Annotated in this window: 20 protein-coding genes; 2 read left to right on the top strand and 18 right to left on the bottom strand. The window is 67.0% G+C overall.

All coding sequences use genetic code 11. The annotated features are described in order from the left end of the window. Positions 1–21 precede the first annotated feature (21 nt). The 14 genes from ACIPR8_RS02820 to ACIPR8_RS02755 all read right to left on the bottom strand — a co-directional run bounded on the left by ACIPR8_RS02820 (position 22) and on the right by ACIPR8_RS02755 (position 16,440). A complete protein-coding gene (locus ACIPR8_RS02820) occupies positions 22–417 on the bottom strand; it encodes a hypothetical protein (protein WP_446540089.1) in 396 nt (131 codons plus the stop codon). A gap of 406 nt (positions 418–823) precedes the next feature. Next, entirely contained in the window at positions 824–2,830 is a 2,007-nt protein-coding gene (gene tkt / locus ACIPR8_RS02815; RefSeq protein WP_446540088.1) for a transketolase, read from the bottom strand. A gap of 171 nt (positions 2,831–3,001) precedes the next feature. Beyond that, positions 3,002–4,309 (bottom strand): dicarboxylate/amino acid:cation symporter, encoded by a 1,308-nt coding sequence (locus tag ACIPR8_RS02810; protein ID WP_446540087.1) that lies wholly within the window; start codon positions 4,307–4,309, stop codon positions 3,002–3,004. A gap of 56 nt (positions 4,310–4,365) precedes the next feature. Beyond that, positions 4,366–6,009: a BatD family protein gene (locus ACIPR8_RS02805; RefSeq protein WP_446540086.1), complete on the bottom strand. Its 1,644-nt coding sequence runs from the start codon at positions 6,007–6,009 to the stop codon at positions 4,366–4,368. Between the two features lie 35 nt (positions 6,010–6,044). Further along, complete coding sequence (locus ACIPR8_RS02800; RefSeq protein ID WP_446540085.1) at positions 6,045–7,958, bottom strand: VWA domain-containing protein; 1,914 nt, start codon at positions 7,956–7,958, stop codon at positions 6,045–6,047. Then, positions 7,955–8,956 (bottom strand): vWA domain-containing protein, encoded by a 1,002-nt coding sequence (locus ACIPR8_RS02795; protein ID WP_132865449.1) that lies wholly within the window; start codon positions 8,954–8,956, stop codon positions 7,955–7,957. Before ACIPR8_RS02795 ends, ACIPR8_RS02800 begins: the two co-directional genes overlap by 4 nt. Next, positions 8,956–9,411 (bottom strand): DUF4381 domain-containing protein, encoded by a 456-nt coding sequence (locus tag ACIPR8_RS02790; protein WP_446540620.1) that lies wholly within the window; start codon positions 9,409–9,411, stop codon positions 8,956–8,958. The genes ACIPR8_RS02795 and ACIPR8_RS02790 overlap by 1 nt, the downstream gene beginning before the upstream one ends. Next, positions 9,408–10,334, bottom strand: a complete 927-nt coding sequence (locus tag ACIPR8_RS02785; protein WP_446540084.1) for a DUF58 domain-containing protein — start codon at positions 10,332–10,334, stop codon at positions 9,408–9,410. The genes ACIPR8_RS02790 and ACIPR8_RS02785 overlap by 4 nt, the downstream gene beginning before the upstream one ends. A 68-nt stretch (positions 10,335–10,402) precedes the next feature. Then, on the bottom strand, positions 10,403–11,422 hold the full coding sequence (locus ACIPR8_RS02780) for an AAA family ATPase (RefSeq protein ID WP_192287512.1): 1,020 nt from the start codon (positions 11,420–11,422) through the stop codon (positions 10,403–10,405). 97 nt (positions 11,423–11,519) lie between these two features. After that, positions 11,520–13,409: a type IV pilus secretin PilQ gene (locus tag ACIPR8_RS02775; protein ID WP_323439172.1), complete on the bottom strand. Its 1,890-nt coding sequence runs from the start codon at positions 13,407–13,409 to the stop codon at positions 11,520–11,522. Positions 13,410–13,428: 19 nt separating this feature from the next. Beyond that, the gene (locus ACIPR8_RS02770; protein ID WP_446540083.1) at positions 13,429–13,959 is read right to left on the bottom strand and encodes a pilus assembly protein PilP; all 531 of its coding nucleotides are present in this window, start codon (positions 13,957–13,959) and stop codon (positions 13,429–13,431) included. Beyond that, a complete protein-coding gene (locus ACIPR8_RS02765) occupies positions 13,956–14,633 on the bottom strand; it encodes a type 4a pilus biogenesis protein PilO (protein WP_323439171.1) in 678 nt (225 codons plus the stop codon). Before ACIPR8_RS02765 ends, ACIPR8_RS02770 begins: the two co-directional genes overlap by 4 nt. Next, on the bottom strand, positions 14,630–15,382 hold the full coding sequence (locus ACIPR8_RS02760; RefSeq protein WP_446540082.1) for a PilN domain-containing protein: 753 nt from the start codon (positions 15,380–15,382) through the stop codon (positions 14,630–14,632). Before ACIPR8_RS02760 ends, ACIPR8_RS02765 begins: the two co-directional genes overlap by 4 nt. After that, positions 15,382–16,440: a pilus assembly protein PilM gene (locus tag ACIPR8_RS02755; RefSeq protein WP_132865456.1), complete on the bottom strand. Its 1,059-nt coding sequence runs from the start codon at positions 16,438–16,440 to the stop codon at positions 15,382–15,384. Before ACIPR8_RS02755 ends, ACIPR8_RS02760 begins: the two co-directional genes overlap by 1 nt. Before the next feature lie 213 nt (positions 16,441–16,653). Between ACIPR8_RS02755 and ACIPR8_RS02750 the strand changes: the two genes are divergently transcribed. Both ACIPR8_RS02750 and ACIPR8_RS02745 read left to right on the top strand, forming a co-directional pair. Beyond that, complete coding sequence (locus tag ACIPR8_RS02750) at positions 16,654–19,086, top strand: penicillin-binding protein 1A (protein ID WP_446540081.1); 2,433 nt, start codon at positions 16,654–16,656, stop codon at positions 19,084–19,086. Between the two features lie 77 nt (positions 19,087–19,163). Continuing rightward, positions 19,164–19,784, top strand: a complete 621-nt coding sequence (locus ACIPR8_RS02745) for a hypothetical protein (RefSeq protein WP_446540080.1) — start codon at positions 19,164–19,166, stop codon at positions 19,782–19,784. 249 nt (positions 19,785–20,033) lie between these two features. Here the strand turns inward: ACIPR8_RS02745 and ACIPR8_RS02740 are convergent, their stop codons facing one another. The 4 genes from ACIPR8_RS02740 to recG all read right to left on the bottom strand — a co-directional run bounded on the left by ACIPR8_RS02740 (position 20,034) and on the right by recG (position 25,039). Next, positions 20,034–21,308, bottom strand: coding sequence for a citrate synthase (locus ACIPR8_RS02740; protein WP_132865459.1), 1,275 nt, complete (start codon positions 21,306–21,308; stop codon positions 20,034–20,036). 296 nt (positions 21,309–21,604) lie between these two features. After that, positions 21,605–21,847 carry a type B 50S ribosomal protein L31 gene (locus ACIPR8_RS02735; protein ID WP_132865460.1) on the bottom strand — a complete coding sequence of 81 codons (243 nt, stop codon included), beginning with the start codon at positions 21,845–21,847 and terminating at the stop codon, positions 21,605–21,607. An 86-nt stretch (positions 21,848–21,933) separates the two neighbouring features. Further along, the gene (locus ACIPR8_RS02730; RefSeq protein ID WP_192287519.1) at positions 21,934–22,869 is read right to left on the bottom strand and encodes a nucleoside hydrolase; all 936 of its coding nucleotides are present in this window, start codon (positions 22,867–22,869) and stop codon (positions 21,934–21,936) included. 64 nt (positions 22,870–22,933) lie between these two features. Continuing rightward, the gene (gene recG / locus ACIPR8_RS02725) at positions 22,934–25,039 is read right to left on the bottom strand and encodes an ATP-dependent DNA helicase RecG (protein WP_313251998.1); all 2,106 of its coding nucleotides are present in this window, start codon (positions 25,037–25,039) and stop codon (positions 22,934–22,936) included. Between the last annotated feature and the right edge of the window lie 36 nt (positions 25,040–25,075).

Raw genomic sequence — 25,075 nt, 5'->3', positions numbered from 1 at the left:
GCACGCCCGTCACCGGAGGGTTCACCCCTTGCCGCGGCGCCTGCCGCGATAGATCAGGAACGGCCAGAACGCAGCCATCGCGCCACCCAGCACGCTGACAAGCAGGCGCCGCAGCAAGCTGACATCGCTGCTCCATGCCATGCCGATCTGCATCAGGCCAAACACGATCATCGGCCCACCGATGAACACCAGGGCGAACGCGCGCATGCGGCTGCTGGCGGCCGGCTCCTGCAACTTGCCGATGACGTCGGTAGTGGCGAAATGGATCTGCAGCGGATCTGTGGTCGAACGTATCTGCACGTCAGCCACGTCCTGACGCGCCTGGACCGGCTGGTTCAGATCGATTTCGCGCGCGGTGGGTCCCAACAGTTGGTCGATGTTGGTGCGTCCCACCAGTTCCTTCCGTTTGTCATCCATGCGTTGTTGTCCGTGTCATCGCCCAAGCCAAGCATGACAGGCCCCTGCCGTCGCCGCACCCTGCCACTCGGTCGTCCAGGCGATCGAGGCGGCCTGGAGGCGTCTGGCAGGCCCCACGTCCGCGTATTGCATCGGTCCGGCAGGCAGCACATCACCACCGCGTCGCATCGCGCTTGCCATTTATCCGCCTTTGATCCTGCACCTGCTGCGGCCCCGAACCCCACTCACTACCCGGAAGGATTCATGGGGCGCTTCGACTCCCCCTGCAGGGGCAGCGGAAGCAACGACGACGCAAAGGAGGAAGGCTTGGAAGTACGCGGCCATCCCTGCGCGTGGCGCTGCAGGGCTGCAGATACGCAAAGGCCGGGTTTCCCCGGCCTTTGCTCCACCTCAGCTACAGCGTCGCTCAGTTCGCGACCTGCGCCTTGGCGGCGGCCACCACCGCGTCGACGGTGATGCCGAAGTGCTGGTACAGCTTGTCCGCCGGGGCCGAGGCACCGAAGGTATCCAGGCCAACCACCGCACCGTCCAGGCCCACGTACTGGCGCCAGAAACCGGTGACACCGGCTTCCACCGCCACACGTGCGCGCACCGCGTTCGGCAGTACCGATTCACGGTAGGCCGCGTCCTGGCGGTCGAACACGTTGGTCGACGGCATCGACACCACGCGGGCCTTGAGGCCGGCCGCTTCCAGCTCGGCCTTGGCGGCCATGGCCAGGCCCACTTCCGAACCGGTGCCGATCAGGATCACGTCCGGGGTATCGGCGGCATCGGCGAGCACGTAGCCACCCCGCTCGATCTGCTGGACCTGCTCGGCACTGCGCTGCTGCGGGGCCAGGTTCTGGCGGCTGAAGATCAGGCAGCTCGGGCCGTCCTTGCGCACGATGGCCGCCTTCCAGCTGACCGCCGATTCGGCGGCATCGCACGGGCGCCACACATCGTTGTTGGGGATGTAACGCAGCGAGGACACGTGCTCGACCGGCTGGTGGGTCGGGCCATCCTCGCCCAGGCCGATGGAGTCATGGGTGAACACGTGGATGACGTGCGCCGGGATCAGCGCGCTCATGCGCAGCGCGTTGCGCGCGTAGTCGCTGAACACCAGGAAGGTGGCGTCGAACGGCAGGAAGCCACCGTGCAGAGCCAGACCGTTGGCGATGGCGCTCATGCCGAACTCACGCACGCCATAGTGCACGTAGTTCGCCTGCGGGTCTTCGCCGACCACGGTGTGTGCGCCCTTCCACAGGGTCAGGTTGGAACCGGCCAGGTCGGCCGAGCCACCGATGATTTCCGGCAGCAGCGGCGCGAAGGCCTGGATCGCATTCTGCGAGGCCTTGCGCGAGGCAATGTTCGGCGCTTCAGCCTGCACCTGGGCGATGTAGGCATCGGCCTTGGCGATGAAGTCGTCCGGCAGCTCACCGTGCGAACGGCGGGTCAGCTCTTCGGCCTGTTCCGGGAACTGCGCAGCGTACTTGTCGAACAGCTGCTCCCACTCGGCCTGGCGCAGCGTGCCGGTACCGCCTGCACGCCAGCCGGCGTAGATGGCTTCCGGGATTTCGAACGGGCCATACGGCCAGTCCAGTGCCTTGCGGGTGGCTTCCAGTTCGTCCTTGCCCAGCGGTGCGCCGTGGCTGGATTCCTGGCCGGCCTTGTTCGGCGAGCCGAAGCCAATGGTGGTCTTGCAGCAGATCAGGGTCGGCTTGTCGAACTGCGACAGCGCCGCATCGATACCGGCCTTGATGCTTTCCGGATCGTGGCCGTCCACGTCGCGCACCACGTTCCAGCCGTAGGCCTCGAAACGTTCCGGGGTGTTGTCGGTGAACCAGCCTTCGACTTCACCGTCGATGGAGATGTTGTTGTCGTCCCAGAAGCAGACCAGCTTGCCCAGGCCCCAGGTGCCGGCCAGCGAAGCGGCTTCGTGCGAGATGCCTTCCATCAGACAGCCATCGCCCATGAACACCCAGGTGCGGTGGTCGACGACTTCGAATTCCGGGCGGTTGTAGCGCTGCGCCAGCAGCTTCTCAGCCAGCGCGAAGCCCACGGCATTGGCGAAACCCTGGCCCAGCGGACCGGTGGTGGTTTCCACGCCCGGGGTTTCGTGACGCTCCGGGTGGCCGGCGGTCCTGCTGCCCAGCTGGCGGAAGGCCTTGAGCTGCTCGATCGGCAGGTCGTAGCCGCTCAGGTGCAGCAGCGCGTACTGCAGCATCGAGCCGTGGCCGTTGGACAGCACGAAGCGGTCACGGTTGAACCACTTCGGGTTGTTCGGGTTGTGGCGGAGATAGTCGTTCCAAAGCACTTCGGCGATATCGGCCATGCCCATCGGCATGCCGGGGTGACCGGACTTGGCGGCTTCGACTGCATCGGCGGCGAGGAAACGAATGGCATTCGCCAACTGGCGGCGGGTGGGCTGCGTCATGGTTCGTCGGAATCGGGAGGCTCCCGCGGAACTGCGGGCGGCCTATTGTCCCACAAGCCACCGCCCGGATCAGGCCGCATTCCCTGCCTTCACGCATCGCAAAGCACCTGCCCATGGCAAGACGGCCACCCTGTTCAGGATGGCCGTCATCTGGATGCCATGGGTGCCCGCTCAGCCTTGCGGCGGCGGCGCCGGCTCGGTCCCGTCCTGGCTCTCGCCACGCGCCACCAGGGTGGTCAGGGCCAGGTCGCCGGTCACGTTGAGCGCGGTGCGGCACATGTCCAGGAAGTGGTTCACGCCCAGGATCAGGCCGATGCCGACCGGGTTGACCCCGACCATGGCACAGATCAGCGCCACCACCGGCAGCGAACCGGACGGCACACCGGCGGTGCCGATGCCGCCCAGGATGCAGACCACCATCACCATGAACTGCTGGCCGATGCTCAGGTCCACGCCGAAGAACTGCGCCAGGAAGATCACCGTCACGCCCTCGAACAGCGCCGTGCCGTTCTGGTTGGCGGTGGCTCCGACGGTCAGCACGAAGCGCGAGACCTTGTGCGGCAGGCCCATCTGGTCGGCCACGCGCATCGCGGTCGGCAGGGTTGCATTGGACGAGGCCGTGGAGAACGCCATCAGCGTCGCTTCCTGGGTTTCACGGAAGAACGCCATCGGTGAACGGCCGGCCAGCTTCACCGCAACGCCATAGCTGATGAACATGTGCACGGCCAACGCCAGCACTACCACGCCCACATAGGCCCCGAGCTTGACCAGCAGGCCGAAGCCGAAGATGGCCGCCAGATTGAACATGAAGCAGGCCACCGCGTACGGGGCCAGGCGGATGACCAGGTTGATCAGGGTCATCGAGATTTCGAACAGGCCCTCGATCGCCTTGCGCAGCGTTGCCACCTTCTCCGCCGGCGACAGCACCATGCCCACGCCCAGCATCAGCGCGAAGAACATCAGCGACAGGATCTTGCCGTTGTCGGAGGCGGCCTCCAGCACGTTGTTCGGCACGATCGACAGCAGCATTTCCATGCCCTTGGGCTGGGAGCCGACACCGGCCACGATCTCCTTGCTGCGCTCGGCGTTCTCGGCCAGCAGCTGCGCGGCGACGCTCGGATCGACACCGGCGCCAGGCTTGAGCAGGTTGACCAGCACCAGGCCGATCAGCACTGCCAGGCCCGACAGCACGATGGTGTAAGCCAGCGACTTCCAGCCGATGCGGCCGAGCGAGCGGATGTCGCCCATCTCGGACACGCCCATCACCAGCGCCGAGAAGATCAGCGGCACGATCAGCATGAAAATCAGGCTCAGGAACAGGCCCGACACCGGCGTGGTGAGGTACGAGGTCACCCAATGCACCCATTCCGCACCCGGCGATACCAGGTGCACGATCAGGCCCAACAACAGGCCAACACCGAAGCCAATCCCGATTTTCCAGTGGAACGGCAGCTTGCCGGCAGTTGTTGGGTTGGTCATACGCGGATTCCCCTTGGTCAGTGAAGCAGCTTAGCAGACGCCTCCACGGCGCCTTTTCAGCTTTGTCCCGGATAGAGAGGGTCCAGGAGCGGTTTTTCCGCCACTTTGCCGGCATCGCGCCAACGCGGTCCCGCACGGAAGGCCTCGCGCAGCTGTGCCCTGGCTTGGCTGACATCGCCCTCGCCTGCCCAGCGCGCCCGTTGCATCCGCTCCAGCGCCTGGCGTTGCCCGGCGTCGCCAAGGCGGACCAGCACCGCATCCAGGTCCCGCACACCGGCCATCGCCGCGAGGATCTGCACCACTTCGTCCAGGCCACCGGCATCCAACGCACGCCGCAGGTCGGCCTGGCTGTAGGCGGGCGCGGCAGTGCCGGTCGTTCCGGACACGCCCGGGCGCCGCTCCCGCACCGGTGCGTCGCGACGGCGCGACAGCCCCCAGATCAGCGTCACCAGCCACAGCAGCGCGAAACCCGCCGCCAGCGCCGGCCACAACCAGTCACGCTGACCGGCCGCCGCCAGTGCCAGGTCCGTGCCCTTCAGCGCCGGCGAACCGACCGCCGCCTGCGCCACCGGCGGGGGCTGCACGCCACCGCTGCCCTGCTCGACCTGCAACTGCAGGTCCGGCAACGCGGTCACCTGCGCCTGGCCGGCCCGCACGTCCCACCACCCCAGCCTGATGCCCGGCACCGTCAACGGGCCGGTCTGCTGTGGCACCACCGAGTAACGGCGGGTCAACTTCAACTGCGGGCTGCCGCCGACGAAGCTCTCGTCGTACTGCGGCGGCTCGGCGAACACCTGCGCGGCATCGCCCAGCGATGGCACCGGCAGGTCCGGGAACTGCGCCTTGGTCACGCCGGTAGCAGTGGCCTCGACCACGATGTTGGCCGCTTCACCGGTACGAGCGCTGTTGGGTGCCGTGGTGTAACGCAGCTGCAGGCTCTTCAGCGGCAACCACGGTTGCGATGCATTGGCCGGGACCGCCCGGACCTGCAGGGTCTGGTCCGGGGCACGTGCGCTGAGCTGGCCACTGTCGCGGCCGAGGAAATCATCGAAGAACCCACCCACGCCCTGCCCGCTGAAGCGCGCGCCGGGCACCTGCAACGCCCCGCTGCGCTCGGGCACCAGCATGAAGCGGCGTTCGACCACGTTGTAGCGACGTCCGCCGATATCGCGGGTGGAGGTGGCATCCTCGCCCACGCGTTGCAACGAGGCACCGGCCGGGGTGTCGAGTACCAGCTCGCCGGACGCCAGCTGCGTGGCGAAGTACAGCCGCACCACCACGCCCACTGTCTGCTGCACGTAGGGCTGGGTGTCGTCCACGGTGGTCTCGACGAAGGCCAGCGCGTTGCTGTCACGGGTGGCCAGCGGTGCCTGCGCGACCACTAGCCGCAATGGCGCGGTCTGCGCATTGCCCACCCGCAGCGCCGGGATCTGCAGCTCGCCATTGCGGCGTGGCGACAACGCGACCGAGAACAACGCACTGCTGCTGACCGTTCCGTTGCTCATCTGCATCTGGCGGTTGGTGTTCTGCCGGCTCAGGTCGAACTCGGCCCGCAACGGGCCGTAGTCCGGCTGTCCGGACTGGTCGGTCTCGATGTTGAGGATGACCGTTTCCCCCAGGCTGATGCTTTCGCGGTCCAGCCAGGCGCGGGTCTGTGCCTGTGCCATGCCCATGCACGTGAGCAGCAGCCACAGTGCCATCCAACCCCTGCAGCAGAGGCGCCCGATCTTCGTCTTCATCGCTGTTCCCGCATCCGTCGCTCGTACTCGAGCTGGAATTTCGCCTTCAACAGATTGCCAGGCTCATCCGGCACGCGCTGCATCCAGGCGTCCAGCGCCTGCTGGCGCTCGCGCTGCTCCGGCGTCATCGCCGCGCGCGCCGCCGCGGCGGCACGCTCACCTTCACGCACAGCGTCGGCCTGCTGGCGCATCGCCTGGGCCATGCGCTCGCGCTGCGCCGCATCGGCCTGCTGCTGCGCGCCGCCGTTCTCCGCATCCAGCGGCGGCTGCGGTTGCGCCTGGCCGCTGCCGCCCTGGTCCCGCCGTTGCTGGCCGTCCCTTCCCTGCTGTCCCTGCCGGGAGCCATCCTGCGGCTGTTGTTGATCGGACGGTGATTGCCGCCCCTGCCCTTGCTGTTGTGAGCGAGGGTCATTGCCATTCTGCTGCGATTGCTGCCCGGGGTTGCCCTGCTGCTGTTGCCCGGATTGCTGCTGCCCCGACTGTTGTTGTCCTGACTGTTGTTGTCCTGACTGCTGTTGTCCGGATTGCTGCTGCCCTTGCCGGTTCTGTTGATTCGGCTTGCCCTGCTGGCCTTGTTGACCCTGCTGGCCACGCCGTTTGCGCGCTGCATCCACCGCCTGGCGGTTGGCCACCGCATCCGGCATCCCCGGATGCAACTGCAGGGCGCGGTCATAGGCCTTGATTGCATCGTCGTACTTGCCCTGTCGGGCCAGTGCATTGCCCAGGTTGTACCACCCCTGGTCGGTGTCGATGCCTTCGAAGCGCTTCTGCGCCGTACCGAAATCACCCGCGCGATAGGCATCCACGCCATCGTTCAAGCGCTGGTGCTGGCGCTGGTCGGCACGCTGCCACAGGGTGCCCGGCTCGACGGCCGCGCGTACCGGCGTGGCTGCATGCGCCGGCTGCAGCGTCGGCAGCAGCAGGCACAGCACGACCGCCGAAGCTCCCTGGCGCGGACGCCGGAATGCCAGTACCCCCAGCAACAGCAGCGGCAGCAACAACCAGTAGCCTTCGTCCTGCCAGGAGGTTCCCTGCGGCACCTGCCCGCGTTCGGCCTTGCCCACCTGCGGTTCCAACACATCCAACGCCTGCAGGTCCGCATCCGTGGGCGCGATGCGCCGGTAGCTGCCGCCACCGGCGGCGGCCAACGCACGCAGCGAGGTCTCTTCCAGGTGCGCGTGTTCGATCTCGCCGCGCACGTCACGGTAGGACGCGCCCTGCAGGCTGCCCAGGCCCAGTACCGACACCCGGTACCCCGCCGCCCGCAGCGGTGCTGCCGCGGCCAGCGCAGCGCCGTCGGCATGATCGGTGAGCACCAGCACGTCGCCCTGGCGGGCCCCGGACTGCTTCAGCAACGTGCCGGCCCAGGCCAATGCCTTGTCCAGCTTCTGTCCATCCACCGGCATCACTTCCGGCGTCAATGCGTCCAGGAACAGGGCGACATTGGCAGCGTCATCGGTCAACGGCGCCACCGTGAACGGCTCCCATGCATACGCCACCAGCGCCACCTCGCCTCCCTTGCGCTCACGCAGCAGGGTGGCCAGCTTGGCCCGCGCCTGCAACAGGCGCGAGGGCGGCAGGTCGGGCGTGCGGATGCTGCTGGACAGGTCCAGCAGGATCACCAGCGGTGTCTTCGATTCCCACAGCGGCTGTTCCACCTGGCGCCAGCTCGGGCCTGCCAGTGCCAGCACTGCCAGCAACAGCCCAAGCAGCAATGCCAGCGTTCCCCAGCCGCCACCCCGCGCCTTGCCGCCGGTGGTCACATGCGGCAACAGGTGCGGATCCACGGCGTCATGCCAACGCGCGTGGCGACGGCGGCGGTACCATCGCGCCAGCATCGCCAGTGGCAGCAACAACAGGGCCCACAACCAATCCGGGCGGACGAAGTGCAGTGCGTCGAGCAGGTTCATGCGCGCAGCCCCCGCCAGGCCAGGCCCAACACGCCCAGCACCAGCGCACAGGCCAACGGCCACGGATAACGTTCGATGCGCGGGCGCACCGCGGGGCCCACGCTCTTGATCGGCTCCAACCGGTCCAGTTCGGCATAGATGCCAGCCAGTTCATCGGTATCGCGTGCGCGGAAGAAACGGCCGCCGGTTTCGCTCGCCACCTGGGTCAAGGTGGCTTCATCGACCTGGTCGTCGCCGCCAGCCAGTTGCACGCCGAACAACGACATCCCGCCGGTACCACCAAACGCCACCGTGTAGACGCGGACCCCTTCGGCCTTGGCCAGCTCGGCAGCCTTCAACGGCTCGAGCACGCCGGCGGTGTTGACGCCATCGGTCAGCACGATCAACACCCGCTGTCCTTCGGGCTGTTCGCGCAGGCGCTTGACCGCCAGCCCGATCGCATCGCCCAACGCCGTCTCACGACCGGCCAGGCCGACCACGCTGTCACGCAGCTGCTCGCGCACGGTGGCGCGATCGGCCGTCAGCGGCGTCAACGCATAGGCCTGCTGGCCGAACACCACCAGGCCGATCCGGTCACCTTCGCGGCGGTCCAGGAAGTCGGCCAGCACCGCCTTCGCGGCGGTCAGGCGATCAACCACGCGTCCACCCAGTTGCATGTCCGCTTCGCTCATGCTGCCGGACAGGTCCACCGCCAGCATCATCTGCCGCCCCTCGCGCGGCGGCTCGACCGGCTCACCCAACTGCTGCGGACGCGCGGCAGCCGCACACAGGCACAGCCATGCCAGCCACAACAGCACGCCGGCAAACCACGCTCCGGCACTGGACGAGGACGCCTGCAACTGCAACCGGGCCGGGTCATACGGCACCCGCAGCGCAGGAGCCTGGCTGTCGCGCAGCGGCCACCAGCGCATCAGCACCGGCAAGGGCAGCAACAGCCAAAGCCAGGGCCATGCGAACGGCGGCAACCATCCGGCGACCAGATCGAGCCACTGCTGCATCAGCGTTTCCCTTCCATCAGTTCCAGGAAACGCGCGCGGGCAAGGGCACGTACCTGCTCCACGCCCTGTACGTCCACCTGCGGGCGGTATGCCCCCTCCAGCAGGAGGCGGCCCTCGCCGTCACTGAACTCCCGCCCCTGACGGCCATCCAGGAACCTCAGCCAGGCTTCGCCCTGCAACTGTGCGGCGCGGGTATCCGCGCGGCGCGCGGCGCGGCGCAACAGGTCCGATATCGCCGCCAGACGTACCGGCCCCTCCAGCGCGGCGGCGACCTGTCCATCGAACAGGGCCAGCCAGCGCCGGCGGCGGCGACGGCGCAGCCACAACAGCCCGGCCACGACCACGGTCACGACCAGAACCACACCAATGACCATCCACCAGCCCGGCGGAAGTGGCCACCAGGACGGCGCGGCGGGAAGATGCACGTCCCGCAACGGCAGTTTCGCGGCCATCAGTACGCTCCCTGTGCGCTGGCACCCAGCCATGCGTCGCTGGCCTGGTCCGACGCCAGCGGCGTTACCCGCACGCGTCGCCCCGGCAGCTGCCGCAGCAATGTCTCCATCGGCCCGACCAACGCCCCATGCCATGACTGGCGCACGCCTTCGGCAGCCAGGTCGAAACGCATCCGTCCCGCCGGCGTGGCGACTGGCAACAGGCAATGGGGCGGATCGGTTTCCAGTCGGTCCACCAACAGGATCAACTGGACCTCCACATGCATCGACAGCGCCGACCATACCGCTGCCGGTACCGCCAGGGCGCTGGCCGGGTCAGCCAGGACGACGGCCCGTGCCCCCGGGTGCAGGACGCGCGCGGCGCGCTCCAACGCCAATTGCAGCCCCGCGTCGTCGGCGGGCGGCTCGGCGTACCAGCGCACCAGCGCATCCAGCACGCGCAACACACCGCGCGTGCCACCGGCGGGCGGAACCAGGGGTTGCTGCCGGGCACCACGCAACGCTGCAAGCCGGTCACCGTCGCGCATGGCCGACCACGCCGCGACAGCGCCGGCACGCGCCGCCTGCACCGACTTGAAGCGCACGCGGGTACCGAAATACAAGGCCGCCGACGTATCGGCGATCACCAACGTCACCCGTTCGCGCTCGGTCTGGAACGTCTTGGTATGGGTGGCATCGGTGCGCGCGGTCAGTTTCCAGTCGATATGACGGGCATCGTCTCCGGCCACGTACTCGCGCGACTCGGCGTACTCCATGCCACGCCCGCGCATGCTCGATGCCGCGCGGCCGCTGACCGCATAGCGACCGCGCCGCGCCTGCCGCCCCTGCACGCCGGCCTGGCGCAGGGCGATCAGCTCCGGCAGCGTCGGGCGCAGGCCGGCGCCAATCGCCGGCTCCCGTGTGGATTCCCTCGCCGGAGCGCTCATCGCCCGCCCCCGCTCAGGATGCCCGGACCATGGGCGCATCGATCCTGTCCATCACCTGCGGCCATGGCTCAGGGCAACGGCACGCTGTCGAGCAGCGCGGCGACCAGGCGCTCGCCATCCCAGCCTTCGGCAGCAGCCTCGTAGCTGGGCAGCACACGGTGGCGCAGCACGTCCGGGGCAACCGCGCGGATATCGTCCGGAGTGACGAAGTCGCGGCCAGCCAGCCACGCCCGGGCCCGGGCGCAACGCTCCAGGGCAATGGAACCGCGCGGGCTGGCACCCCAAGCGATGCGCCGCGCCAACGCCGCGTCATACGCACTGGCATCGCGCGAGGCCAGCACCAGCGCCACCAGGTAGCGTTCCAGCTGCGGCGCCATGTGCAATTCCAACACCGCACGGCGTGCCTGCTCGATCTTCTCCAGCGACAGCTTGCGCGCAGGTGCGGCCTTGGGCTGCATCGCCTGCAGGGCGCGCTCCCGCGCCAGGCGCAGGATCTCGGTCTCGGCGCTGGCATCGGGGTACCCGATGCGCACATGCATCAGGAAACGGTCCAGCTGCGCCTCCGGCAGCGGGAACGTACCTTCCTGCTCGATTGGATTCTGGGTCGCCATGACCAGGAACACCTGCGGCAGCGCATAGGTGTTGCGACCCACGGTCACCTGCCGCTCGCCCATGGCCTCCAGCAGCGCCGACTGCACCTTGGCCGGCGCGCGGTTGATCTCGTCGGCCAGCAGGATGGGATGGAAGATCGGCCCGGCCTGGAATTCGAAACGCCCTTCCTGGGCGCGCCAGATATCGGTACCGGTCAGGTCGGCCGGCAGCAGGTCCGGGGTGAACTGGATACGCGCGAAGCTGGCATCCACGCGCGAGGCCAAGGCCCGGATCGCGGTGGTCTTGGCCAGGCCCGGCGCGCCCTCCACCAACAGGTGGCCGTCGGCCAGCAGCGCGATCAACAGGCGGTCGATCAGCAGTGACTGGCCGACGATCTCGGCGGCCAGTGCATCGCGCAGCGCGGTGAATTCCTCGTGCAGGGCGCTGGTCACGACCGCTGCGGTGGTCTCGTTGGGCAATTCGGGAGGCAGGTTCATAGGCGCAGTTTGACTGATCCGGCGTGAAATGGTTCCAACAATGGCCAACAACGAAAAAGGGCCGCTTGCGCGGCCCCTTTCCCAAGTGCGGTGAAGATCAGTTCGCGGCCTTGGCCACGCGCAGGATCTTCGGCGTCACGAACACCAGCAATTCAGCCTTGGCCTTGCTGCTGCCGCGCTTCTTGAACAGGTTGCCCAGGAACGGGATATCGCCCAGGAACGGCACCTTGCTCACGCTGCTACGGTCGGTGAACTCGTACACACCACCAATCACGACGGTCTGACCATCATCCACCAGCACTGCCGTGTTGATCTCGCGGCGGTTGATGATCGGCACATTGCCGAAGTTGGTGACCTCCATGTATTCGTCAACTTCGTCCTTCTTGACGTTCATGTTGAGGAATACGCGGTTGTCGTTGGTGATGGTCGGGGTCACCTTCAGTTCCAGCAGCACTTCCTTGAACTGCACGTTGGCCGTGGCAGCACTACCACCAGTGCCACCACTGATGGTGACATAGCCAATTTCCTTACCCTGCTTGATCACGCCTTCACGTTGGTTGGCGGTGACGATGCGCGGGTTGGAAATGATCTCGCCACGCCCTTCCTCCTGCAGTGCAGACAGTTCCAGATCGAGGTTGAAGTTGGCACCCAGCAAGGTGTAGGCCAGGCTCGGACCCGCACCATTGGCGGAGGTGAACGTACCTGCCGGGAGGTTCACGTTCAGCCCGCGACCGGCATTGCCGTTGCCGCTGGCCGAGCTGCCGATGGTGGCGGTGTTGTCACCGTTGTTATAGCTGTGCTTGCCGCCGATACCGAACTTCGCACCCAGGTCACGTGCAAACGTATCCGAAGCAATGACGATGCGGCCTTCGATCAGGACCTGATCCACCGGACGGTCAATCACGGCGATCAGCTCACGCATCTGCGCGACCTTCTTCGGGATGTCGCTGATCATCAGGGTGTTGGTGCGCTCATCGGCCACCAGGCGACCACGCGGCGACAGGAAGCCATTCTCCTGCGATCCGCCACCCGAACCGCCCTCACCGCCGTTCGATCCACCGATCCCCTTGGCCTCGGTCAAGGCTTTGAAGATGGCCTCGGCGCTGTGGTAGTTGATCTGTACGTAATCGGTGATCAGGTTTTCCCGATTCTCGATTGCGATACGCGCGTCTTCCTTGTCCTGCTCGAACTTGGCCAGCTCCGGCTGCGGCGCCACCCAGACCACGCCGCCATCACGACGCTTGTCCAGGCCCTTGGCGCGCAGGACGATGTCCAGCGCCTGGTCCCACGGCACGTTGACCAACCGCAGGGTCACATTGCCCTGCACGGTGTCCGAGGCGACCACGTTGAGGTTGGACTCCTCGGCGATCAGCTGCAGGACCGTGCGCACCGGCACGTCCTGGAAGTTGAAGGTCACCGGACGGCCGCTGTAGCCGCGTGCCGCCACGGTCGCCGCCGCCTGCGCCACGGTCCTGGAAGTCACCGCACCGGTGGCGACATCCTCCTTGCGCGGCGTGATCTCGACCACGTACTCGTTGCCGGTCTGGTAGGCCAGCGATTCATACGGACCGTTCGTGCTCAGCACCAACTGCGAGCCATGCCCGGAGGGCTTGGCATCGATGCGCTGGACCGGTGTCGCGAAGTCGGTGACGTTGAGCGGACGCTGTAGCTCGGCCGGCAGTACCGCATTGCCGACGTCCACCACCACGTTGCCGCCCTGGTTACGCAGGTCCGGGCTGGCCCCCTGTCCGTCGAACTGCAGGATCAGCCGGCCCGCGCCGTCATCGCCCCGCTTGAAATCGATCTTGGTCACGGAAACCGCGGACGTCGCCTGCTGCATGCCGGTGGCCGTGCCACCTGCTGCCACCGGCGGCGTGGCCGCGAATGAAGAGCCGCACACCGCAGCCAACGCCACTCCCAGGGCGCAGACGCGGACCAGTGCATGGCGCCGGATGGGACGCAGGCTCAGGGCTTTGGTAAAAGTCATCGTGCTATCCCCTAATCAATCAACGATCGTCCAGTGCGAGCGAGGCTGGACGTTCCAGCCAACCGCCCGCACCGTCCGGCACCAGTTCAATCAGTTCAATCCCGTCTTCGCGCACCGCCGTGACACGGCCATCGCTCTGGCCCATGTACACCCCCGGGCGCACGCGATAGGTGACCTTGTCCGGCCCCATCACCAGGGCAACGATGCCGCTGCCGCCGCCGATGGTGCCGACCATGTCGAGACTGTCCAGCGGATACGCCTCCAGCGGTTCCTTGCGACGGTCCGGATCCGGGCGCAACTGGTTGCCACCATCGGCGGACACCCACGCGTCGCTGAACGGATCGCGCAAGCCCTGCGCGGCGTACTCAAACGTTTCGAACTGCTGCATCACCGGCAGCGGCTCCAGCGGCTCGGCAGGACGTGCGCGCACGTCGGCCACCCACTTCTTGAGATTCGGCGCTTCACCGGGCGTGCTGCTGATGCCACGGGCGCACCCGGCCAAAGCCAGCACGCACATCGCGCCGAGCACGAAGGAAGAAACTCTGCTCATCGCTTGGATCCCCCCTTGCGCTTGCCCTTCTCGGCCTCGGCAGCCAGACGCTCCTGCTCCTCCAACTCGGAGTCATCCAGATAGCGGTAGGTCTTCACCGTCCCCGACAGCTCCAGCGCACCACCTGCAGTTATCACACCATTGCCACCCTTGGGCTTCAGGTTGATGTCGTGCATGGTCAGGATCACCACGCGCGGCAACGAGGCCACGCCACTGACGAAGGCACCGAACTGGTGGTAGCTACCGACCAGGCGCAAGGCGATCGGCTTCTCGGCGTAGAACTCCTTCAGCGATTCCGCGCCCGGCTGGAACAACTCGTTGTTCAGGCCGCTGGACAGCGCGGTCTGCGACACGTCGATGATCAGGTCCGGCATCTCGGTCTTGCTGGGCAACTGGCGCAACATCTGCTGCAGCACCTGTTCCATCTGCGCCAACTGCTGCTTCAGCGGCTCGAGATTGGCAGCGCGCTGCTGCTCCTTCTCGAAGTCGCTGCGCAGGCTGGTCTCCTTGCTTTCCAGCCCTGCCAGCTCCTCGCGTTGGCCCTTGATGACCAGCAGATAGGCAAGGATCAGGATCAGCAGCGTCAGCAGTGCGCAGAACACCATCTTCGCGTTGCGCGGCCAACTGCCGATGTTGTTGAAATCCAGATCTTTGGCGTTGAACTTCTTGCTCACGAGCGGGCCTCCTTCGGAGCGGGGGCAGACGCCGGTGCGGCCTCGGCCTTCGGCGCGTCCGCCGCCGGTGCGGCAGCCGGCGCGGGTGCGGTCGCCGGTGCGTCGGTCACCGCCGGGGCCGGGGCGGCAGGCGCAACCTCGCCCGCGCCTTCACCCGTCTGGCCCGGAGTGGTCTCACCCGGTGCCGGCAGCTTCACGCGCAGCGTGAACACGTAGGGCAGCGACTTGACGTTGACGGCAACGCCATTGCTCCCGCTCTGTTGTGCACGTGCCTCGATGATCGACAGTTCCGGATTGGTCATCCAACCCGAGCCCTCCAGATTGCGCATGTAGGTACTGACGCGCGCATTCGACTGGGTGCGGCCTTCCAGGGTCAGGGTGTCCCCTTCCTGCTTCAACGCGGTCAGCACCACGCCGTCCGGAATCGTGCGCACCAGCGAATCGAACAGGTGCACCATCTGCGAACGCTTGCCCTGCAGCTCCTCGATCACCGCCTTGCGGGCCAGCAATCGCGCTTTCTGCTTGTCCAGCCGCTCGATTTCCTTGTTCTGCTCCTTGACCTTGGTGATCTCGGCCTGAAGGAACGCATTACGCTCGTTCTGCCCACTGATCTGCTGGCTGTGGTAGAACCACAACAGGCCGGACAGGAACACGCCAGCAAGCGCGGCAAAGCCGAGCATGCTGTAGAACTCACGCTGCCGTTGCTTGCGGCGCTCCTCGCGCCACGGCAGAAGATTGATCCGCGCCATCAGTCGAACCCCCTCATGGCCAGACCGGTTGCGATCATCAGCGCAGGTGCGTCCTGGGCCAGTGCGTGTGCCTGCACCTTCGGGCCCAGGGTCATCTGCGACAGCGGGTTGGCCACCGACGTCGCAACGCCCAGTTGCTCTTCAACCATCGTCGGCAGGCCCGGCAACGCGGCACAACCGCCGGCCAGGACCACATGATCGACGCGGTTGAACTCGCTGCCGGCATAGAAGAACTGCAACAGGCGGCTGATCTGCTGCACCGTCGCTTCCTTGAACGGCTCCAGCACCTCGACCTCGTAGCTTTCCGGCAAGCCGCCCTGGCGCTTGGCCAGACCGGCTTCCTCGTAGCTCAGCCCGTAGCGGCGCATCACCTCATCGGTCAGCTGCTTGCCGCCGAAGACCTGCTCGCGGCTGTACAGGCTGCGGCCGCTGCGCAACACGTTGAGGGTGGTCATGGTCGCGCCGATGTCCACCAGGGCCACCACCGCGTCACTGCCCACCGCCAACTCACTGGCCACCAACGCATACGCGTTCTCGATGGCGAAGGCCTCCACGTCCATGACCTTGGCGGTCAGGCCGCCAAGTTCAAGCGCGGACTGGCGCAGCTCGACGTTCTCCGAGCGCGACGCGGCCAGCAGCACCTGCACCATCTCGGGATTGTTGGGCACCGCGCCGATCACCTCGAAATCGAGGTTCACTTCGTCGATCGGGTACGGAATGTAGTTCACCGCCTCCAGCTCGACCTGTGCCTCCAGCTCGTCCTCGTCCAGGTCGGCCGGCATCGGGATCACCTTGGTGATCACGGCCGAACCGGCCACGGCAGCCGCGGCGCTCTTGGCCTTGCTGCCTGAACGGGCGACGGCGCGACGAATGGCTTCGCCAACCGCCTCGACTTCGACGATGTTCTTCTCGACCACCGCATTCGGCGGAAGAGGTTCCACGGCGTAGTGTTCCACGCGGAAACGATTACCGCTGCGGGAAAGCTGTAGCAGCTTCACCGCAGTAGAACTGATGTCGACGCCAATGATTGGCGCCTGACTTTTTGGGATAAGCCCCACGGATTCTCCCCTGCCGACGGGCACTTGGACGCAAGTGTTGCGTCCGCGCATTAATAACGGATTTTTCTGAAATGGCAACCATCCCGGGCACGAGACGCGATCCGCATCACACGCTCCGAAGACCCCCTTTGCACTCCCCAAGGATCCGGCCCCAGCCGTTCCCCTGCGTAATCTATACTCTGCGGCCACAAAAACCGCAATTGGGACCTTTGGATGGCACGTTTCCGTCGCTGGCTGCGCTGGCTGCTGGCCCTGTTCGTCGCCTTCGCCCTGATCGGGGCGATCGCCGCCGGAGCGCTCTATTACGTTGTCTCCTCCAAGCTGCCCGACGTCCAGTCGCTGCGTGACGTCGAGCTCCAAGAGCCGATGTATGTCTATGACAGCGAAGGGAAATTGATGGCGGTCTTCGGTGAGACCCGGCGCTATCCCATCCAGATGAAGGACGTCCCCGAGCGCCTGAAGCAGGCGTTCCTGGCCACCGAGGACGCCCGCTTCTACCAGCATGACGGCGTCGACTACAAAGGCGTGGGCCGCGCGATCTGGCTGCTGGCCACCACCGACGCCAAGCGCGTGCCCGGCGGCTCGACCATCACCCAGCAGGTCGCCCGCCAGTTCTTCCTGAGCTCGGAGTACAGCTACACCCGCAAGCTGGCCGAGATCCTGCTGGCCCGCAAGATCGAAAGCGAGCTGAGCAAGGACGAGATCTTCGAGCTTTACCTGAACAAGAGCTTCTTCGGCAATCGCGCCTATGGCATCGGTGCCGCGGCCGAGTACTACTACGGCAAGAAGCTCAACGAACTGGACCTGGATGAGATGGCCTCGCTGGCCGGCATCCCCAAGTTCCCGTCCAGCGGCAACCCGATCAGCAACCCCGAGCGCGCGCGCCAGCGCCGTGACAACTACGTGCTGCAGCGCATGGCCGAGTTGCACTTCATCAGCCAGGCCGAAGCCGACGCGGCCAAGGCCGTGCCGATGCATGCCGCCCCGCATGAGCCGCCGGTGGAGGTCTACGCGCCCTACGTGGCCGAAATGGTCCGCCAGGAGATGATCGCCAAGTACGGCGGCGACGTGCTCAACAAGGGCTACCACGTCACCACGACCATCAATGGCACCTGGCAGGAAGCGGCCAACATCGCCGTGCGCGATGGCCTGATGCTGTATGACCATCGCCACGGCTGGCACGGCGTCGAGCAGCATTTCGATGTCGCCGCCGATGCCGATGCCGCCACCCTCGCCCGCCAGATCGCCGGCATTCCGGCCCAGGCCGGCCTGCTGCCGGCGGTGGTCTCGGCCACGCATGCCGACGGCGGCATCAGCGTGGTGCTGGCCGACCGCACCGAACTGACCCTGCCGGCAGCCGCCAGCCGCTGGACCAACCGCACCCCGGCCAAGCTGGCCACCCGCGGCGACCTGATCCGCGTGCGCGCGGGCAGCAAGGAAGGCGAGTGGCTGATCGACCAGCTCCCGCGCGGCCAGGCCGCACTGGTGTCGCTGGACGCCGAGAGCGGCGCGCTGCGCGCTCTGGTCGGTGGCTTCAGCTTCGCCGGCAACAAGTTCAACCGCGCCACCCAAGCCCGTCGCCAGCCCGGCTCGAGCTTCAAGCCGTTCATCTACGCCGCCTCGTTCGACAAGGGCTTCAACCCGGCCTCGATCGTGCTCGACGCACCGGTGGTGTTCCGCGACCGCCGCGGCAAGACCTGGCAGCCGCAGAACGACGGCGGCGGCTTCCGTGGCCCGATGCGCCTGCGCGAGGCACTGGTGCAGTCGCGCAACCTGGTCTCGGTGCGCCTGCTCGACAGCATCGGCGTGGACTATGCGCGCAAGTACATCAGCGAGTTCGGCTTCCAGGAAGCCGAGCTGCCGCCGAACCTGTCGATGTCGCTGGGCACGGCCTCGGTGACGCCGCTGTCGGTGGCGCGCGGCTACGCCGTGTTCGCCAACGGTGGCTCGCGCGTGGATACCTGGGTGATCGATGAGATCAAGGACCGCGACGGCACCGTGATCTTCAAGGAGAACCCGGCCATGGCCTGCCGCGGCTGCGGCGGCCTCTCCGGCCCGGGCGCCGCGCCGGTCGCGCAGGTGGTGGACGGCTTCAATTTCGGTGCCGAAGCCGCCCCTACCCCCGCCCCGAAACCCGACAGCGCCACGCCCGACGCGGTCCAACCGCCGAAGCCGGTCAACCCGGATGCACGCACCGCGCCGCGCGCCATCGACGAGCGCACCGCCTACCAGCTGGTATCGATGATGCGTGACGTGGTCCAGCGCGGTACCGGCACCGCGGCCAAGGTCCTGGGCCGCGAGGACGTCGGCGGCAAGACCGGCTCGACCAACGACCACCGCGACGCCTGGTTCTCCGGCTTCGGTGGCCCCTTCGCCACCACCGTGTGGGTGGGCCGCGATGACTTCCGCTCGCTGGGGTACCGCGAGTACGGTGGCAAGGCCGCCCTGCCGATCTGGATCGACTACATGCGCGTGGCCCTGAAGGATGCGCCGATCGCGCGCAACGACCCCCCGTCGGGCATGGTGCAGGCCACGCTCAACGGCGCCACCGAATGGGTCAAGAACGAGGACCTGGACCGCATGCAGGAGTTCGACTTCGAGCAGCAGGACCAGAGCGCCGACGACGCCGCGTTCGACATCTTCTGACGCATTGCCGCAGGCGGCGGGACGCACACCCCGCCGCCTGCCTACAATCGGGCCGCACCCACCGGGAGGAGCCCGCGATGCCGTCATCCCCACAGAGCGCCCAGCGCAACGCACGTGGCCGCCAGCGGATCGCCCAGGAAGCCGCGCGCCTGATCGCCGAGAGCGGCATCCAGGACTTCGAACACGCACGCCGCAAGGCCGCCAGCCGGCTTGGCATCCACGAAGAAGCGCTGTGGCCACGCCTGGCCGATGTCGAACAGGCGCTGCGCGAGCACCAGCGCCTGTTCGCCTCCACCACCCAGCCGGGCGCGCTGCGGCAACGGCGTGCATCGGCGCTGCAGGCGATGCAGTTCCTGCAGGCGTTCCAGCCGCGCCTGGCCGGCCCGGTGCTGACCGGCCTGGCCGGTGACAGCAGCCCGGTCATCCTGCACCTGCACTGCGACGACGCCGAGGCCGTGCAGCACTTCCTGCATGACCAGCAGATTCCCGCCGAGGCACGCGCGTGGCCGCTGCAGCTGGCCGGGCATGCCTCGCGCCAGCATTACCCGGGCTGGGAGTTCGCAGCTGATGGGATTGCCTTCGAGCTGGTGATCCTGCCCGAGGACGCGGTGCGGCAACCGCCAGTATCCAGCGATGACGGCAAACCCCTGCCGCGTGCCACGCTGGCCCAGCTGCGCCAGCTGCTGGCCGACGAGTAGGAGCGCCCTGGGGCGCAGAACCGGAAACCTGCCGGCGCCGGTAATCCCGCGCTCGAGGAACGCCTGGTTCCCGGCAGTGCGTGGGCGGATGCCGTTCCTGCTTCGCCGCTGAAGCCGCTCCTACCGGGACCCCTCGTTGTAGAAGCGCCCGCGGGCGCGAAGCTGGAACGCCCGGCACCCCGGAACACAAAGGCCCCGCATTGCGGGGCCTTTGTCGTCATGGTGCGGCGCATTGCTGCGCCGGTGCCATTACTTGTAGTCGCGCACGTCGTGGCCGGTGTAGACCTGGCGCGGACGGCCGATCTTCATTTCCGGGTCGACCTGCTGTTCCAGCCAATGCGACACCCAGCCGGCGGTGCGGCCGAGGGCGAACATGACGGTGAACATCTCGGTCGGGATCTGCAGCGCCTTGTAGATGATGCCGCTGTAGAAATCGACGTTCGGGTACAGCTTGCGGGCGACGAAGTACTCGTCCTGCAGCGCGGCCTGTTCCAGCTTGACGGCCACGTCCAGCAGCGGATCCTGCACGCCCAGCTGCTTGAGCACCTTGCTGGTCATCTCGCCGATGACCTTGGCGCGCGGGTCGAAGTTCTTGTAGACGCGGTGGCCGAAGCCCATCAGGCGGAAGCCGGAGGTCTTGTCCTTGGCCTTGACCACGGCGGACTCGACGTTATCGGCGGTGCCGATCTCTTCCAGCATCTTCAGCACGGCTTCGTTGGCGCCGCCGTGTGCCGGGCCCCACAGCGCGGTGACGCCAGCGGCGACCGAGGCGTACGGGTTGGCGCCGGTGGAACCGACCAGACGCACGGTCGAGGTCGAGGCGTTCTGCTCATGGTCGGCGTGCAGGATGAACAGCAGGTCCAGCGCCTTGACCACGTCCTGGTTCAGGTCGTACTTGCCATCGGCCGACTCGAAGGTCTGCTTCAGGAAGCGGCTGACGTAATCCAGCGAGGTGTCCGGGGTGTTGGCCGGCAGGCCCTTGCCATGGCGGTAGATCAGGGCCGACAGGGTCGGCACCTTGGCGATCAGGCGCACGGCGGCCTGGCGGCGCTGCTCGGCGTCGGCCAGGTCCAGCGAGTCGTGGTACTTGGCCGAGAGCTGCGCGATCGAGGCAGCCAGGATCGCCATCGGATGTGCATCCTTGGCGAAGCTGCCGATCAGCGTGTTGATCGAGGCGTCAACGCCGGCTTCGGCGGTGAGTTCGGCTTCGAAGGCCTTCAGCTGGGCGGCGTCCGGGCGCTCGCCATTGATCAGCAGGTAGGCGACTTCGACGAAGCTGGACTTCTCGGCCAGCTGTTCGATCGGGTAACCGCGGTACAGCAGCACGCCATTGTCGCCATCGATGTAGGTGATGGCCGACTTGCAGCTGGCGGTGGCGGTGTAGCCCGAGTCGTAGGTGAAGAGACCGGTTTCCTTGGTCAGCTTCGAGATATCGACACAGTTATTGCCCAGAACGGGTTTGACGACAGGCAGAACGACCGACTTGTCGCCGGCGTTGAGCGTGACCTGATCAAGATCGGACACAGTGTGCGCTCCTCAAGTGGAAGGCGCCGACCATGGATCAGAGAGGTGACCGTGGCCAGACGCGTGAAGGAAATCCGCAGCTTTTCATGCTGTTTCCGGCTGCGGTTGCCACTATTATCGCACAGCAGCAATTCCAGATTGCGCAGACGAAAGTCTTATAGCAGCCCCGGCAATGCGACACAGCGTTATCGGCAATGTCAGTCGGATTGAGCATCGGTTCAGCAAGCTGCAGACAGCACAAAACATCGGCCACGCAATGCGCGGCCGATGTTTGTGTGCGTACAACAACAACCAGATTAGCGGGCGTAGCGCTTCTGGAACTTGTCGATACGACCGCTGGTGTCGATGACCTTGTGCTTGCCCGTGTAGAACGGGTGCGAGGCCGAGGAAATTTCGACCTTGATCAGCGGGTAATCTTCACCATCTTCCCACTTGACCGTCTCCTTGGAGGACATGGTCGAACGGGTCAGGAACTTGAAGTCGGAGGTGACGTCGTGGAAAACGACGTTGTGGTAATCGGGATGGATATCGGCCTTCATGGGCTCGCACCGTGTGGGCTGGTGGTCAAGAGCGGCATTATAGTCCCGGCTTGCCTCGGGAGCAAGCCGGGAATTCAACCCGGGCTTCAGGCGCCCAGGGCGCGCTGCACCTGGGCTTCGAACCGGGCCTGGTCGTAGCCGACCAGCAAGGTGGTGTTGTCCGGCGCGCCGGTCTGGCGGTTCCAGTCCACCACGGTCGCACCGCGGGTCCGCGCACCGGTCAGCTCGATCGACAGCGGGCGCTGCTCGAGCTGCGTGGCGCCGTCGGGCTGCAGCGCCCATGCCATGGCCAGGGCATCGGCGGCATACCAGTGCTCGCCGCGGCTGTCTTCCGACCACAGACGCGTCTTGCGCGAGATCAGCTCATAGAAGCGCGCCTTGTCCGAATCGGCGGCCAGCCACGTCTCCACGCTCCGGTGCAGCATGCCGTGGGCGATCGTGGCTTCCCAGTCGGCCACTTCGATATGCGGGAAGCTGGTGAACACGATGTGCGCCGCTTCCGGATCGAAGGCGATGTTGAACTCGGCCACCGGGGTGATGTTGCCGTGGCCATTGATGGCACCGCCCATCACCAGGAAGCGTTTCACGCGCTGCGGCAGGGTCGGGTCCAGCTTCAGCGCCAGCGCGATGTTGGTCAGCGGGCCCAGCGCCACCAGCAGCAGCTCGCCGGCGTACTGGTGCGACAGGCGCAGGATCGCCAGCGCGGCATGCTCGGCCTGGACCTGGCATGCGGCATGCGGCAGGTCGACGTCGCCAAAACCATCGCGGCCATGCACGTGGGCGGCGTCCTCGGCCGGGTAGACCAGCGGGTCGGGCGTGCCGGCAAACACCGGCACGTCTTCACGGCCGGCCACTTCGCATAGCTTCAACGCATTGCGCACGGTGTACTCGAGCCCGACGTTGCCGGCCGCTACCGTCAGACCGATCACCTCGTGGCGTTCGTCGGCAAAGGCCATCAACAGCGCCAGCGCGTCGTCCACACCCGGATCGGTATCAATCAGCAACGGTATCTTCTTGCTCATCTTCTGCTTCACTTTGGTTGGCAATGGAGTCTGTCATCTCCTCCATGACAGGGGAAGCACGCGATCAGGCCGATGCGTAGCGCACCGCGCCACCGATCCAGCGCCGGACCACCCGGTCGGCCAGGTCCGGCGACTGCGCCAGCAGGCGCTCGGCCAGGTCGTGAACCGCCGGCAACATGCCCGCATCACGCGCCAGGTCGGCCACGCGGAACGCGGCCAGGCCGGTCTGGCGGGTGCCCAGCAGTTCGCCGGGACCGCGCAGCTCCAGGTCCTTCTCGGCGATCAGGAAGCCGTCGGCGGTGTGGCGCATGGTTTCCAGCCGTTCGCGCGCCATGTTCGACAGCGGCGCCTGGTACATCAGCACGCAGCTGGAGGCGGTGGCCCCGCGCCCCACCCGCCCGCGCAGCTGGTGCAACTGGGCCAGGCCCAGCCGCTCGGCGTTCTCGATGATCATCAGCGAGGCATTGGGCACGTCCACGCCGACCTCGATCACGGTGGTGGCCACCAACAGGTCGGTCCCGGCGGACTTGAAGGCACGCATGGCCGCCTGCTTCTCGGCCGCCTTCATGCGCCCGTGCACCAGCCCGATGCGCAGTTCCGGCAACTGCGCCGACAGCGCCTCGAAGGTGGCCTGCGCGGCAGTGGCAACGACCTCGTCGCTTTCGTCGATCAACGTGCACACCCAATACACCTGGCGCCCCTGCTGGCAGGCGACACGGATGCGCTCGACCAGTTCGGGACGACGTTCGGCGCTGATCACGATGGTCTGCACCGGCGTGCGCCCGGGGGGCAGCTCGTCGATGGCCGAGACATCCAGGTCCGAATACGCGGCCATGGCCAGCGTGCGCGGGATGGGGGTGGCGGTCATCACCAGCTGGTGCGGCACGACGCCGGCGCTGGCGCCCTTGTCGCGCAGGGCCAGGCGCTGGTGCACGCCGAAGCGGTGCTGCTCGTCGACGATGGCCAGCGCCAGGTCGTTGAACACCACGTTGTCCTGCATCAATGCATGCGTGCCGACCACCACCTGCGCGTGCCCGGAGGCGACGTCCTCCAGCACCTTGTTGCGCGCCTTGCCGGTGACCTTGCCGGCCAGCCACGCGACGCGCACGCCCAACGGCTCCAGCCAGCCACGCAGGTTGGCCAGATGCTGTTCGGCAAGCAACTCGGTCGGCGCGGCCAGCGCCACCTGCTTGCCGCGCTCGACCGCCAACATCGCCGCCAGCGCGGCGACCACGGTCTTGCCCGAACCGACATCGCCCTGCACCAGCCGCAACATCGGGTGGGCCCGCGCCAGATCCTTGCGGATCTCGTCGAACACGCGCTGCTGGGCACCGGTCAGCTTGAACGGCAAGGCGTCGAGCAAAGCCTTGACCAGCCCATCACGGCCACGCAGCGACGGCGCGCGATGCTGCTGCAGGGCGATGCGCTGGCGGCGCAGGCTCAGGTGATGGGCCAGCAGTTCCTCCATCGCCAGGCGACGCTGCGCCGGATGCGTCCCGGCGGCCAGCGCGGCGATGTCGGCCGTGGCCGGCGGGCGGTGCATGGTCAGCAGGGCGTCACGTAGCGATGGCAGGTTCAGGCCGGCCAGCAGATCGGCCGGCAGCAGTTCCAGCCGTGCCTCCTCCGGCAGGCGATCCAGCGCCTGCCCGATCAGCTTGCGCAGGCTGGCCGGACCGATGCCTTCCACCGCCGGATACACCGGGTCCAGCGCTTCGCCCAGCCCGGCCTCCTCGGCGTCGCCGAGTACCCGATAGCTGGGATGGACGATTTCCAGCCCGTGCTGCCCGGGGCGCGGCGTGCCATAGCAACGCAGCCGCGTACCGACGCTGAACTGCGCCACCTGCGCGGCGCGGAAATGGAAGAAGCGCAGCACCAGCGTGCCGCCGGAATCATCGCCGATGGCCACGCGCAGCATCGGCCGGTAGCGGAAACCACGCTCCACCGCCTCCACCCTGCCCTCCACCTGCGCGGCCAGGCCCGCCTTCAACGCGCGGATCGGCAGCAGCGTGGTGCGGTCCTCGTAGCGCAGCGGCAGGTGCAGCCACAGGTCCTGCAGCGTGGTCAGCCCCCGCGCCTCCAGCTTGGCGGCCACCCGCGGTCCGACGCCGGCAAGGCGACTGAGCGGTTCGGTGGACAGGTCAAGGGATACGGCGTCACGACGGGCAGACATGTGACAAGGATGCCGTCATGTGCCCAAAACAGAAAC

Source organism: Stenotrophomonas sp. LARHCG68, from assembly GCF_052871705.1.
The sequence above is the reverse complement of the archived record's forward strand: the minus strand, read 5'-3'. Positions and strand labels throughout refer to the sequence as shown.

Bases quoted from the DNA above. Each gene is read 5' to 3' on its own strand.
- ACIPR8_RS02820 (WP_446540089.1), bottom strand. From the start codon at position 417: ATGGATGACAAACGGAAGGAACTGGTGGGACGCACCAACATCGACCAA.
- tkt (WP_446540088.1), bottom strand. From the start codon at position 2,830: ATGACGCAGCCCACCCGCCGCCAGTTGGCGAATGCCATTCGTTTCCTC.
- ACIPR8_RS02810 (WP_446540087.1), bottom strand. From the start codon at position 4,309: ATGACCAACCCAACAACTGCCGGCAAGCTGCCGTTCCACTGGAAAATC.
- ACIPR8_RS02805 (WP_446540086.1), bottom strand. From the start codon at position 6,009: ATGGCACTGTGGCTGCTGCTCACGTGCATGGGCATGGCACAGGCACAG.
- ACIPR8_RS02800 (WP_446540085.1), bottom strand. From the start codon at position 7,958: ATGAACCTGCTCGACGCACTGCACTTCGTCCGCCCGGATTGGTTGTGG.
- ACIPR8_RS02795 (WP_132865449.1), bottom strand. From the start codon at position 8,956: ATGCAGCAGTGGCTCGATCTGGTCGCCGGATGGTTGCCGCCGTTCGCA.
- ACIPR8_RS02785 (WP_446540084.1), bottom strand. From the start codon at position 10,334: ATGAGCGCTCCGGCGAGGGAATCCACACGGGAGCCGGCGATTGGCGCC.
- ACIPR8_RS02780 (WP_192287512.1), bottom strand. From the start codon at position 11,422: ATGAACCTGCCTCCCGAATTGCCCAACGAGACCACCGCAGCGGTCGTG.
- ACIPR8_RS02775 (WP_323439172.1), bottom strand. From the start codon at position 13,409: ATGACTTTTACCAAAGCCCTGAGCCTGCGTCCCATCCGGCGCCATGCA.
- ACIPR8_RS02770 (WP_446540083.1), bottom strand. From the start codon at position 13,959: ATGAGCAGAGTTTCTTCCTTCGTGCTCGGCGCGATGTGCGTGCTGGCT.
- ACIPR8_RS02760 (WP_446540082.1), bottom strand. From the start codon at position 15,382: ATGGCGCGGATCAATCTTCTGCCGTGGCGCGAGGAGCGCCGCAAGCAA.
- ACIPR8_RS02750 (WP_446540081.1), top strand. From the start codon at position 16,654: ATGGCACGTTTCCGTCGCTGGCTGCGCTGGCTGCTGGCCCTGTTCGTC.
- ACIPR8_RS02745 (WP_446540080.1), top strand. From the start codon at position 19,164: ATGCCGTCATCCCCACAGAGCGCCCAGCGCAACGCACGTGGCCGCCAG.
- ACIPR8_RS02735 (WP_132865460.1), bottom strand. From the start codon at position 21,847: ATGAAGGCCGATATCCATCCCGATTACCACAACGTCGTTTTCCACGAC.
- ACIPR8_RS02730 (WP_192287519.1), bottom strand. From the start codon at position 22,869: ATGAGCAAGAAGATACCGTTGCTGATTGATACCGATCCGGGTGTGGAC.
- recG (WP_313251998.1), bottom strand. From the start codon at position 25,039: ATGTCTGCCCGTCGTGACGCCGTATCCCTTGACCTGTCCACCGAACCG.